Annotated in this window: 9 protein-coding genes; 2 read left to right on the forward strand and 7 right to left on the reverse strand. The window is 73.4% G+C overall.

Annotation, left to right across the window (positions count from 1 at the left end; genetic code table 11):
* Nucleotides 1–373: 373 nt before the first annotated feature.
* From ACFYZL_RS14335 to ACFYZL_RS14365, 7 genes are all read right to left on the reverse strand, one after another.
* Entirely contained in the window at nt 374–1777 is a 1404-nt protein-coding gene (locus ACFYZL_RS14335; protein WP_384754435.1) for an NAD-dependent malic enzyme, read from the reverse strand.
* A gap of 820 nt (nt 1778–2597) precedes the next feature.
* Nucleotides 2598–4919, reverse strand: coding sequence for a HelD family protein (locus ACFYZL_RS14340; RefSeq protein WP_388678994.1), 2322 nt, complete (start codon nt 4917–4919; stop codon nt 2598–2600).
* A 189-nt stretch (nt 4920–5108) separates the two neighbouring features.
* Nucleotides 5109–5657 carry a CGNR zinc finger domain-containing protein gene (locus tag ACFYZL_RS14345; protein WP_384758873.1) on the reverse strand — a complete coding sequence of 183 codons (549 nt, stop codon included), beginning with the start codon at nt 5655–5657 and terminating at the stop codon, nt 5109–5111.
* Between the two features lie 140 nt (nt 5658–5797).
* Nucleotides 5798–6346 (reverse strand): GNAT family N-acetyltransferase, encoded by a 549-nt coding sequence (locus tag ACFYZL_RS14350; protein WP_384758870.1) that lies wholly within the window; start codon nt 6344–6346, stop codon nt 5798–5800.
* A 4-nt stretch (nt 6347–6350) separates the two neighbouring features.
* The gene (locus ACFYZL_RS14355) at nt 6351–7520 is read right to left on the reverse strand and encodes a uroporphyrinogen-III synthase (protein ID WP_388678999.1); all 1170 of its coding nucleotides are present in this window, start codon (nt 7518–7520) and stop codon (nt 6351–6353) included.
* A gap of 101 nt (nt 7521–7621) precedes the next feature.
* A complete protein-coding gene (locus tag ACFYZL_RS14360; protein WP_388679002.1) occupies nt 7622–8992 on the reverse strand; it encodes a nitrate/nitrite transporter in 1371 nt (456 codons plus the stop codon).
* 97 nt (nt 8993–9089) lie between these two features.
* Nucleotides 9090–10064: a LysR family transcriptional regulator gene (locus tag ACFYZL_RS14365; RefSeq protein WP_388679005.1), complete on the reverse strand. Its 975-nt coding sequence runs from the start codon at nt 10062–10064 to the stop codon at nt 9090–9092.
* A gap of 84 nt (nt 10065–10148) precedes the next feature.
* On the opposite strand from ACFYZL_RS14365, the gene ACFYZL_RS14370 reads away from it, so the two are divergent.
* Complete coding sequence (locus ACFYZL_RS14370) at nt 10149–11474, forward strand: MFS transporter (RefSeq protein ID WP_388679008.1); 1326 nt, start codon at nt 10149–10151, stop codon at nt 11472–11474.
* 109 nt (nt 11475–11583) lie between these two features.
* Nucleotides 11584–12828 (forward strand): SH3 domain-containing protein, encoded by a 1245-nt coding sequence (locus ACFYZL_RS14375; RefSeq protein ID WP_388679011.1) that lies wholly within the window; start codon nt 11584–11586, stop codon nt 12826–12828.
* Nucleotides 12829–12837: the final 9 nt, after the last annotated feature.

A 12837-nucleotide genomic window follows, 5' to 3' on the forward strand; every position in this document is an offset into this window, starting at 1 on the left:
CTGCCAGGGCCCTAGGACAGTCCCCGGACCCGGGTCTGAACGTCAGACCCTCTCGCCCGGTTACGCATCCTGCCCCCACCAGCGGCGGGAAAGCCAATCCGGCACCCGCCGGGGTCACACGAAAAGCGCCACAGTCACGCCTCGGTGACGCTCCGTCCACACCCTTGCGCACGACGCGGACGCGGACAGCGGAGCCCGAGGGCATCCCCGCAACCCTAGAGGCGGCCCACCGGGCCCGCATCTCGCGACGCGCCGGGAACGGCGGGCCGTGAGGGCCGTCACAGACGACCGTCACGGCCCTGACGACCCATCGGCCCCGTCGGCCGGGGCGGCCGACCCGGCGGCGGGAGGCGGCTCGACCCGGCCCGCACGCTCAGGCGTTCGTGGCGGCCTTGCGGACGGCGCCGGCGACCGCGCCGGCCACCTTGTCGTTGAAGACCGACGGGATGATGTAGTTCGCGTTCAGCTCGTCCTGGCCGACGACGTCGGCGAGGGCGGTCGCGGCCGCCAGCATCATGTCGGTGTTGACCGTCCGCGACTGGGCGTCGAGCAGACCGCGGAAGACACCCGGGAAGACCAGCACGTTGTTGATCTGGTTCGGGAAGTCGGAGCGGCCGGTGGCGACGACGGCGGCGGTCTGACGGGCCACCGCCGGGTCCACCTCGGGGTCCGGGTTCGCGAGCGCGAACACGATCGCGCCTTCCGCCATGGCGGCGACGTCCTCGCCGGAGAGCACGTTCGGGGCCGAGACGCCGATGAACACGTCGGCGCCGACCACGGCCTCCTTCAGAGTGCCCGTGTAGCCCTCGGGGTTGGTGTTGTCGGCGATCCAGCGCAGCGGGGAGTCGGCGGCGGCGTCGACGAGGTCGGGGCGGTCCGCGTGCACGACACCGTGGATGTCGGCGCTGACGGCGTTCTTGACGCCCGCCGCGAGGAGCAGCTTGAGGATGGCCGTACCGGCCGCGCCGGCGCCGGACATGACGACCTTGATGTCGCCAACTGCCTTGCCCACCACGCGAAGTGCGTTCGTCAGGGCGGCGAGGACCACGATGGCGGTGCCGTGCTGGTCGTCGTGGAAGACGGGGATGTCCAGGGCCTCGCGCAGTCGGGCCTCGATCTCGAAGCAGCGCGGCGCGGAGATGTCCTCCAGGTTGATGCCGGCGAAGCCCGGGGCGATGGCCTTGACGATGGCGACGATCTCGTCCGCGTCCTGCGTGTCGAGGCAGATCGGCCACGCGTCGATGCCCGCGAAGCGCTTGAAGAGGGCGGCCTTGCCCTCCATGACGGGCAGGGCGGCCATCGGGCCGATGTTGCCCAGGCCCAGGACGGCGGAGCCGTCCGTCACGACTGCGACGGAGTTGCGCTTGATGGTGAGGCGGCGCGCGTCCTCGGGGTTCTCGGCGATGGCCGTGCACACGCGGGCCACGCCCGGGGTGTAGATCATCGAGAGGTCGTCACGGTTGCGGATGGGGTGCTTGGACGACATCTCGATCTTGCCGCCGAGGTGCATCAGGAAGGTACGGTCGGAGACCTTGCCGAGGCTGACGCCCTCGATCCCGCGGAGCTTCTCGACGATCTCGTCGGCGTGCGCGGTGGAGGTGGCGGCGATGGTGACGTCGATCCGGAGCTTCTCGTGGCCGGAAGCGGTCACGTCGAGGCCGGTGACCGAACCGCCGGAGGACTCCACGGCGGTGGTGAGCTGGGAGACCGCGGTTCCGCTCGCGGGCACTTCCAGGCGGACCGTCATCGAATACGAGACGCTGGGCGCCGTTGCCATGGCCGTGTTTCCTCTTCTGTCCCTGGTTCGCTGTACACGCAGGGTCCCGCGCGGCACCGCCCAAACGATGACAGGTGCGGCAGGACCTGTTGTCCGATCGTCCCACCTACCAGCCGGTACAAGGTAACCAGCTACAAACTTCGGAAAGACTCTTCCACCATACGAGATAACTGAGGGGGTTCGGAATGGGGGGTCCATACAAAACAGGTCCGCGCCCCCCACGGATGGGGGACGCGGACCTGGTGATTCGTACGTCTGTGACACCGACCCGCCATGCTCGCCTCGCGGCAAGTGGTCGCTCTAAGCGACGAAGGTTGGGCCCGGGGGCTTGGATCGAGTCGGTGCCGTACCCAGGCTAACAAAGGATCGCCCGATGTCATCCCCGGTGCGGAAGCCGTTTTCCGGGACCATGCGTCTGGCCGCGCCCCAACCGGCCGTACCGACCCCACCTCCGCCCCCCGCCGCCGGCACCTCCGGCCGCACCGCCCACACCTCCAGGCCGCCGCCGGCCAAATCCCACCCCGACACCGCCCGCACCTCCCAGCCGCCGCAGGCGAAATCCGGCCCCTCGACAACGCCCGCACCTCCAGGCCGCCACCGGCCAAATCCCGCCCCGCGGCACCGCCCGCGCTTCCAGGCCGACGCCGGCGAAATCCAGCCCCGCCGGCGTTTGAGGCGCGGGGTCCGGGGCGGAGCCCCGGCAGCGGAGCTCGGCCACGGCCCCGCCCCGAGAGCCCTCGTGAGGGCAGCGCCGTCAAAGCCTCGGCCGGGCGGGCGGGCGGCGGGCCGGCCGTGCGTCGGGCGGGCGGCCCGCCCGACGCTAGGCCCCGTCCGGGCTCCGCAGGAGCGCCGGCACGCCGTCCGCGTCGGGCTCGTCCCGATCCGCCGCCGACACCACCGTCAGCTGCTGCGTCGCGCGCGTCAGCGCCACGTACAGCACCCGCAGGCCCGCCGCGGACTCGTCCGCGATCTCCGCCGGGGAGACGACCACCGTGGCGTCGTACTCCAGGCCCTTGGCCTCCAGGCTGCCCAGCGCCACCGCCCGCTCGCCGAGGTCCGCGAGCCAGCCCGCGGCCTCCGCCCGCCGGTCCATCGCCACGACCACGCCCACGGTGCCGTCCACCTGCTCCAGGAGGCGCCGCGTCTCCTCCCTGACCACGGAGCCCAGATCGCCGTCCGCGGCCGTGAAGCGGGGCTCCAGGCCCGTGGAGCGCACCGCCGACGGCGGCTCCATCCCCGGCATCGCCAGCCGCAGCACCCGGGCCGCGACCTCGGCGACCTCCGCCGGGTTGCGGTAGTTGACCGTCAGCGTGAACCGCCGGCGCGGCCGGCTGCCCAGGGCCTCGTCGCGGGCGGCCGCCGCCTCGTCCGGGTCGGTCCACGAGGACTGCGCCGGGTCGCCCACCACCGTCCAGGTGCCGGTCCGGCCCCGCCGGCCCACCATCCGCCACTGCATCGGCGTCAGGTCCTGGGCCTCGTCGACGATGACGTGCGCGTACTCGGTGCGCTCCGCCGCGAGCCGCTCGGCCCGCTCCCACTGGGTCTCCTCGCGGGTCGGCATCAGCTCCTCCAGCCCGCTGAGCTGGTCGAGCGGGTCCATCTCCCGCTTCCGCTTCGGCCGCGCGGGCGCGCCCAGCAGCTGCTGGAGCTCGTCGAGCAGCGCGACGTCGTGCACCGACAGCGGGCCCTTGCCGTCCGGGCCGACGCGGCGCAGCGAGCGGGCCAGCTGGCGGACCTCGCGGGGGTTCAGGTCCCGGCGCGACCAGCGGCCGAGCCGCCGCTCGTCGGCCATCGCGGCGAGGACGGTGCGCGGGGTCAGCTCTGGCCACCAGGCGTTGAGGAAGTCGATGAACACGTCCTCCGTCGAGATGTCCTCGTCGAAGGCGGAGCGCAGCTCGGCGGCCAGTTCCGGATCGCTGTGCCGGCTCGCGCCGCCCGTCTTCGCGTACAGCGCGTCGAGCAGCAGCTTGCGGGCGCGCGGGCGCAGCAGGTTCACGGGCGCGCTGCCGCCGAGCACGTTGTGCCGGATCCGGTTCAGCTCGTCGGCCTCCAGCTCCTGGCGACGGCCGAAGGCCACCACGCGCAGCCGGTCGGGGGCGTTGCCCATTTCGAGGGCTCCGCGCACGGCCTTGCGCAGCACCTTGAGCATCCGCGAGGAGCCCTTGACGCGGGCCACGGGCGGATCGTCGTACGTGGTCGCCTCCGCGCCGTCGACCAGCGAGCCGAGCGCCCGGATGGCGACCTGGCCCTCCTCGCCGAGCGAGGGCAGGACGCCCTCGGTGTACGCGACGAGCAGCGGGGTCGGCGAGACGATCAGGATGCCGCCGGAATAGCGCCGCCGGTCCTGGTAGAGCAGGTAGGCGGCCCGGTGCAGGGCGACCGCCGTCTTGCCGGTGCCCGGCCCGCCCGCGACCTCGGCCACCGAGGTGGCGGGGGCGCGGATGACCATGTCCTGCTCGGCCTGGATGGAGGAGACGATGTCCCGCATGGAGTGCGTACGGGCCCGTCCGAGCGCGGCCATCAGCGCGCCGTCGCCGATCGCGGGCAGTTCCTCGCCGCCGAGGAAGGCGGTGAGCTCCGGGCGCATCAGGTCGTCCTCGACGCCCAGCACCTTGCGTCCCTTGGAGCGGATCACGCGTCGCCGTACGACGCGGCCCGGGTCCTTCGGGGTCGAGCGGTAGAACGGCGCGGCGGCCGGTGCCCGCCAGTCGATGACCAGCGGCGAGTAGTCGGAGTCCAGGACTCCTATCCGGCCGATGTGCAGGGTTTCGGCGATCTCGGCGGTCAGGTCCGCGCGGATCGCGTCGTCGGCGGGCTCGATGGAGGTGTAGGCGCCGTCCGGGCCGCGCTCGCCGTCCTTGCCGAGGACCAGGTCGATCCGCCCGAAGAGGAAGTCCTCGAACTCGTTGTTCAACCGGTTCAGGTGGATACCGGCCCGGAAGACCTGCGCGTCCCGCTCGGCCAGGGCCCCGGGCGTGCCGACCTGGCCGCGCTTGGCGGCGTCGTTCATGAGGAACTCGGCCTCGTGGATCTTCTCCTCGAGGCGCCGGTACACCTGGTCGAGATGCGTCTGCTCGACCGCGATCTCCCGATCGCGGACGGAATCCGCCGTGTTGTCGACAGCGGCATTCTGCGCGGCCACCAAGGCCCCCTTCTGACGTGCATGGGCGACCGTCAACCGTACGCGAACGGGCCCCCTGTCCGCACGCCGGATCCGGTACGGGTCGGGTGGGGTCGTGGCGGGCGTCGTTCCGGGAGGGGGGTGCGTCCGTTGGGGGCAGGCCCCGGAGGGCGTCTCCCCCGGGCCCCGGCGCCGTGAGACGACGGCGTCCTACGTCCCGACCCCCGCCCGCGCCCGGCGGCGGTGGCGGGCCACGCGTTCCCGGTTGCCGCACAGTTCGCTGGAGCACCAGCGGCGGCGGTGGCCCCGGGACGTGTCGAGGTAGAGCCTGGCGCAGCCGTCGCCCGCGCAGGCGCGCAGCAGGGCGAGGTCGCCCGGGTCGGTCAGCAGTTCCACGGCGTCGCGGGCGACCGCCGCGAGCAGTGCCCCGCATTCCACTCCGCCGCACAACTCCCGTACGAGGTGCCCGTCCTGGTCCCGTACGGCGCACAGCCCGGGGGGTGGTCCCGCCGCCAGGGCGTTGACGCGGGCGAGGGCCGCCTCTTCCGGTTCGGCGCCGTCGAGTTCGGCCCGTACGAGTGCCTCGACGTCCCGGCTCAGGGCCTGGAAGGCCGCCACCCAGTCGGGGCCGACGCGTGCGAGCGGCGTCCGGTCGGGGACCAGACCGGCGCCGGCGAGCCAGGTCCGCAGCCCGTCGCCGTCCCGGATGCGCTCGGTGGCCACCAGGTCCAGGCAGACCCGCCCTGAGTCGAACCGCATGCACGTCACCGCCTCGCGTCGTGGGGCGCCCCACCAGACTGCCGCCCCGCGCGCACATGCGGAAGCCCCCGAACCGGTCCGTCACACACCCGTGCGTTGCCATCCGGCCACGCCCGCTCCGCGCTCCCGCCAAACCCCCGCTACGCCCCCAGCGGCTCGTCGTGGAGCAGGCGTTGGAAGAGGCGGTGGTCGCGCCAGACGCCGTTGATGTTGAGGTAGCCGGGCGCGAGGCCGTACTCCTCGAAGCCCGCCTTCTGCAGGACCCGCTGGGAGGCCTTGTTGTCGATCAGCGTCCCGGCCTCCACCCGGTGCAGCCCGAGCTCCTCGCGGGCCACCCGGAGGAGCTCCGCCAGGGCGGCCGACGCCAGCCCCTTCCCGTGCCAGGCCGTGTCGACCCAGTAGCCCACCCCGCCGCTGCACAGCGCTCCGAACACGATGGACCCCAGATTGATGGCGCCGACCACCTCGCCGCCCGCCGTGTCGACGAGCAGCCACGGGGCCAGCCGGCCCCCGTCCCGGTCGGCGAGCATGCCCTCGATGCGGTCCAGCTGCCCCGCCTCGGTGTAGTAGGCGTCGGGTCTGATCGGCTCGTACGCCTGCATGTACGCCCGGTTCCGCTTGAGCGCCTCGGCCAGGGCGGCGGCGTCACCGAGTTCCAGGCCCCTCATCTCAACCCCGTTGAAGATCATTCCTTCACGCTAGCCCCTGACGCGTGGGCGCGTCCCCGTACTTGACCTCCCCGCCCGCGTCGAGCGACAGCCGGTACCCCCGCTTGACCACCGTCTGGATCAGCTTCGGCGCCCCCAGCGCCACCCGCAGCCGGGCCATCGCCGTCTCGACCGCGTGCTCGTCGCGGCCCGCCCCCGGCAGTGCCCGCAGCAGCTCCGCGCGGGACACCACCCACCCCGGCCGCCGGGCGAGCACCCGCAGCAGTGCCATCCCGGCCGGAGGCACGGGCCTCAGCTCCGCGTCGACCAGTACGGCCTGCCCGCGGATCTCCACCCGGTGCCCGGCCAGCGGCAGGACCTTCGCGCGACCCGGCAGTTCCCTGCACAGCAGCTGGACGAGCGGGCCGAGCCGGAAGCGTTCCGGCTGCACGGTGTCCACTCCGGCGGCCTGGAGCGGCAGGGCGGTCACCGGCCCCACGCACGCGGACAGCACCCCGCCCCGCAGCGCCTCCAGCAGGGATTCCCGTACGCCCCGTTCCTCGGCCCGGGACAGCAGCGAGGCCGCCGCCGGGGCGGAGGTGAAGCTGACCGCGTCGACCCCGCCGCCGATCACCGCGTCCAGCAGACGGTCCAGCGGCGCGAGGTCCTCCGGCGCCATCCACCGGTACACGGGGACGACCACCACGTCGGCCCCGCCGGCCCGCAGCGCCTCGACGAAGCCGGGCAGCGGTTCCCCGTGCAGCTGGAGCGCGATCCGCCGCCCGGCGACCCCGGCCGCCAGGAGTCGTTCCAGTACCTCGGCGAGCGATTCCGAGTCCGGTGACCAGGTCTCCACGAGCCCGGCGGCGCGGATGGCGCCCTTCACCTTCGGTCCGCGCGCCAGCAGTTCGGCGGCCCGCAGCCGCTCCAGCAGCTCTTCGCCGATGCCCCACCCGTCGGCGGCCTCGATCCAGCCGCGGAAGCCGATCGCGGTGGTGGCGACCACGGCGTCCGGTGCGCAGCCGATGAGTTCCTTGGTGGAGGCGAGCAGTTCGCTGTCGTCGGCCAGCGGCACGATCCGCAGCGCCGGCGCGTGCACGACGGCGGCCCCGCGCCGCCGCAGCAGGGCGATGAGTTCGTCCGCCCGCCGGGCGGCGGTGACGCCGACGGTGAAGCCCGCGAGGGGGCCGGTCGGACCGGTCTGGGTGTCGTCCATCGTGACCTGCCTTGTGACGCGGTGACGCAGGGGGGCGGTACGGGTGAACCGAGCCTGCCAAGGTGGCGTGTCAGGCTCGGTTCACCCGTATTTCACCGCGGTTACACCGACGTGAGCTGCGGCTTCGCCTCGACCCCGGCTTCCGGCAGCGGCGGGGCGACCGACCGGCGAAGGTATACCGCCCACGTCACCGTGCAGCACGCGGCGTAGAAGCCGAGGAAGGTGACGAAGGCCGCCGTGCCCGATCCGGAGCTGAGGAAGGCCTCCCGGAAGACCAGGTTGATGCCGAGCCCGCCCAGCGCTCCGACGGCCCCGATCAGCCCCATGGAGGCCCCGGAGAGCCGTCGCCCGTAGGCGGCCGCGGCCTCGCCGCCCATGCCCCGCGCCAGTGCCTTGGCCTGGAAGATGCCGGGGATCATCTTGTACGTGGAGCCATTGCCGAGCCCGCTCAGTACGAACAGCGCCACGAACCCGACGAGGAAGACGGGCAGCGAGTGCCGCTGCGAGGCCAAGACGACGACTCCGGTCGCCGCCGCCATGGCCACGAACGTCCCCAGGGTGATCCGCGCCCCGCCGAAGCGGTCCGCGAGCGCGCCGCCCACCGGTCGGATCAGCGAGCCGAGCAGCGGTCCGATGAAGGTCAGCGAGGCGGCCTGGAGCGGGGTGCGGCCGAACTGGGTCTGGAGGACGAGCCCGAAGGCGAAGCTGTATCCGATGAAGGACCCGAAGGTGCCGATGTAGAGGAAGGACATGATCCAGGTGTGCGCGTCCTTGACCGCCTCGCGGACCGCGCCCGTGTCGTTGCGCACGGGCGCCAGGTTGTCCATCCGTGCGTACGCCAGCGCCGCCGCGATCACGATCAGCGGGATGTAGGCGCCGAGCAGGATCCGCGGGTGCGTGGCCCCGGCGGTGGCGATGACCAGCAGTCCGGCGAGCCACATCACGGGTACGCCGATGTTGCCGCCGCCGGCGTTCAGGCCGAGCGCCCAGCCCTTCTTGCGGAGCGGGAAGAAGGCGTTGATGTTCGTCATCGAGGAGGCGAAGTTGCCGCCGCCGACCCCCGTGAGGGCTGCCACCAGGAGGAAGGTGCCGTAGGAGGTGCCGGGCTCCATGACCACGAGCGCGGCCGTGGTCGGGGCGAGCAGCAGCACGGCGCTGAAGACGGTCCAGTTCCGGCCGCCGAAGCGGGCGACGGCGAAGGTGTAGGGCACCCGGACGAACGCGCCCACGAAGGTGGCGGTGGCGATCAGGAAGAACTTCCCGGCCGGGTCGATCCCGTACTTGGGTCCCATGAAGAGGACCATCACGGACCAGAGCGACCAGATCGAGAACCCGATGTGTTCGGAGAACACGGAGTAGACCAGGTTGCGGCGGGCGGTCCGCTCGCCGGTCTCCTTCCAGAAGGTCTCGTCCTCGGGGTCCCACCGCTCGATCCAGCGGCCCCCCTTGCGCGGTGCGGTCGTACCGGTCATCACACGCCTCCACAGCTGTCGCGTCCGTGGTGACGACCGTAGGAACGCCGCGTTTCGGCCCCGGTCTCCGCCGGATGACCGCCGGGAAACCTTGCTCTCACCCGCCGCCGGGGCGGGGTGTGAGTCGGATGGGTCCCTTCGGCAGCCAACCGTCGGGCGGGAGTTCCAGCCAGTCGCGGTCGGCGGCGAGGCCGGCGGCAGCGGCGCGCAGGGCGTCCAGTCCGGGATGGGTGAGGCCCTCGCGCCAGACCATGGACAGCGGGGACAGCGGCACCGGGTCGGTCAGCGGCCGCTTCACGGAGGCGGGCATGTCGAGGAAGTCCACGGTCACCAGGACCGGGTTGCGGGTCTTGGCCATGACCCGGCGGAACTCCTCCTTGCCCATCGCCACCGGCGCGGGCGGCGCGAGTGCGATGCCCCGCCCGGCGAACAGCTCGTGCGCCAGCCGCGTCCACTCGGCGGTCCGCGGGTTCCCGGCGCCCGCGTACACGGTCTCCCCGGCCAGCGCGTCCAGCGGTACGGATTCCAGCCCGGCCAGCGGGTGCCCCTCGGGCAGCAGCACGGCGAGCGGCTCGTACCGTACGGGCATCACCGCGAGCCCCGCCCGCAGCGCCGGGTCCAGTCCGTCCGCGTACCCGAAGGCCACGTCGAGGCGGCCCGCGGCGATCTCGCCGGCGGCGTGGGTGAGCCCGCTCTCGAAGCGGGCCATCAGTTCGCAGTCCGGGGCGAGTTCGCGGGCCCGCTCCAGTACGGTCCTGGGGGTGCAGGGCCCGTCGGTGTTGAGGTCGACGAGGAGGGCGCGGGGGGCGGTGAAGACGGCGGCCAGTTCCTCGTGCGCGGCGAGCACCCGCCGGGCCGGGGCCAGCAGCCGCTCGCCGTCGGGGGTCAGCTCGACGGCGCGGGTGGTGCGTACGAACAGGGTGGCGCCCAGGGTCCGTTCGAGCCGGCGGACGTCCCGGCTGAGGGCCTGCTGGGCGATGTAGAGGCGGGCGGCGGCGCGGGTGAAGTGCAGTTCCTCGGCGACGGCGACGAACCCGCGCAGCAGGCGGGGTTCCACATCACGGGCTATCACTCCCGGAGACTAACAACACGATGATGTGAATGGGCCCCGAACAGGTGTTGGACCGCGAGGGCCGCCCGGCGCGAGGCTCTTCCCATGCCCGCCACCACCACCGCTCCGACTGCCGCCACCACTGCCCGCTCCCCCCGTATGGCCGTCACCGGCACGACCCTCGTCATCACCGCCCCCGCCCCCGCCGCGGCCCCGGCCCGGCCCCGGACCCGGCCGCGCGGGCCGTACGGCCGCCTGTTCGCCCTCCCGGGAACCCGCGCCTTCACCGCCGGGAACCTCCTCGCGCGGCTCCCCATGGGCATGTTCGGGGTCAGCGCGGTCATGATGATCGCCGGCCAGCGCGGCTCGTACGCCCTCGCCGGCGCGGTCACCGCGACCGGCCTGGCCGCCACCGCCCTGGTCGCGCCGTGGACCGCTCGGCTCGTCGACCGCCACGGGCAGGCCCGGATCGCCCTGCCCGCGACGCTGATCGCGGTCCTCGGCTCGCTCTGCCTGATCGTGTGCGTCCGTACCGGCGCCCCCTCCTGGACCCTCTTCGCCTCCTACGCCGCGACCGCGACCACCCCCAACATCGGCGGGCTGTCCCGGGCCCGCTGGACTCACCTGCTGCGCGGCTCCCCGGCCGCCCACCACACGGCGATGTCCTTCGAACAGGCCGCCGACGAGCTCTCCTTCATGCTCGGCCCGGTCCTGGCGGCCCTGCTCTGCACCTCCGTCTTCCCCGAGGCGGGCACCCTCGCCGGGGCGGCCCTGCTCCTCACCGGCATGCTGGTCTTCGTCTCCCGGCGCTCCACGGAACCCCCGGTGACGGCGGCGCCCCGGCGCGGCTCCCCGCTGCGCGCCCTGGCCCCGCTGCTGCTCCTCTTCCTTGCCCTGGGAGTGGTCTTCGGCTCCATGGAGGTCTCCTCCATCGCCCACCTCGAACAGCGCGGGCTCGGCGCGGCCTCCGGCCTGGTGCTGGCCCTCCAGGCGGCGGGCTCCTGTGCGGCCGGCCTGCTCTACGGGACCCTGCGCCCGCGGTCGCTGTGGACCTGCGTGACCGTGCTCGCCGCGCTGATGACCCTGCCGTGGGCGGCGGCGAACAGCGGCTCCCTGGCCGCCTTTTGCGCGGCGCTGCTGCTCGCCGGGATGGCGACGGCCCCGACGATGGTCACGGCGATGTCCCGGGTCCACGCCCTCACCCCCGAGGGCCGGCTGAACGAGGGCATGACCCTCGCGGTCACCGCCATCCTCGCCGGGATCGCGGCCGGTTCGGCCGGTGCGGGCCTGGTGGTCGACCACGCCGGCCCGCGGGCGGCGTACCTGCTGCCCGCGGCGGCCGCGCTGGCGGCCCTGGGGGCCACGGCGACGGTCCGGCCGAAGGAGCGGGCGAAGGAGCGGGCGAAGGAGCGGGCGAAGAATCATATTTGATCCGGCGGCCGGGTGATCGTGCCCGCGTGGTACTCACCGGCGCCGCTCATGATCGGCAATAACTGGGATGTCTTCCCCCAACGCCTCTCCCTGTGCGGAGGAACACCCCTTGCTGTCTGCTTCCCGCTCCGTATCCTCGGCCCTGATCGTCGCGGCCGTCACCGCGACCGCTCTGGTGCCGGCCGTTCCGGCCCTGGCCGACTCGTCGAACATCCGGTTCTCCCAGCCCTACCTGCCCTCGATCGCCCCCGGCAAGACGGGCCGTGTCGTCATCGCGGCCCTCGGCGGGTCGCAACCGGCCCTGAGCAGCACCTTCCGGATCACCGCCCCGGAACGGACGACCTTCCCCGAGGCCCGGTTCTACTGGGACGGCAAGCGCGCGGCGACCTCGTGCACGCGGTCGGCCGATGCCCGCCGACTGACCTGCAACGCGGGCACCCGCGCCGGCTTCCGCTTCCCGGCGAAGGCCCAGACGCAGCTCGGCGTGGTCGTACGGGTGGACAAGAACGCTCCGGAGGGCACGACGCTGGGCGGCGGCGAGTGGGCGGCCGGCACCGAGACCCCCGCCCTGTTCGCCGTCTCCACCCCGGTGACCGGCCCGAAGGGCCCCAAGGGCGACAAGGGAGACGACGGCCACCACGGCCACGACGGGAAGCCCGGACACGACGGCCACCACGGCAAGCCCGGCAAGCCCGGCCCGCCCGGACCGACCGGCCCCACCGGCCCCCAGGGCCCGCAGGGCGACACGGGCCCGCAGGGACCGACCGGCGACACCGGACCCCAGGGCGCCACCGGCGACACGGGCCCGCAGGGACCGACCGGCGACACCGGACCCCAGGGCGCCACGGGCGACACCGGCCCGCAGGGCGCCACCGGTGAAACCGGCCCGCAGGGACCGACGGGCGACACCGGCCCGACCGGCCCGACCGGGCCGTCCGGCGGCCCCCAGGGCCCGACGGGCGCCACCGGCGCGACCGGACCGACCGGACCGACCGGACCGACCGGCCCCAAGGGCGACAAGGGCAAGCCGGGCGACTGCAAGTGCGGCCACCACCACGACAACAAGCCGCCGCACCACCACAAGCCGCCCCAGGACCACAAGCCCCCGAAGCCCTCGCACCAGCCGAAGGCCCGCATCGTCAAGCCGGGCAAGAGCCTCGGCGTCCGCTCCGGTCCGGGCACCCAGTACGGGAAGCTCGGCACGGTGTCCAACGGCACGGTGGTCAACGTGCAGTGCAAGGTCAACGGCCAGAACGTCGACGGCAATTCGGTCTGGTACAAGCTCGACGACGGCCGCGGCTGGATCGCCGCCCGCTACGCGCTGAACCTCAACAAGATCCCGTACTGCTCCTGACGCCCGGCC

Source organism: Streptomyces sp. NPDC001717 (assembly GCF_042892775.1).
GTDB lineage: Bacteria > Actinomycetota > Actinomycetes > Streptomycetales > Streptomycetaceae > Streptomyces.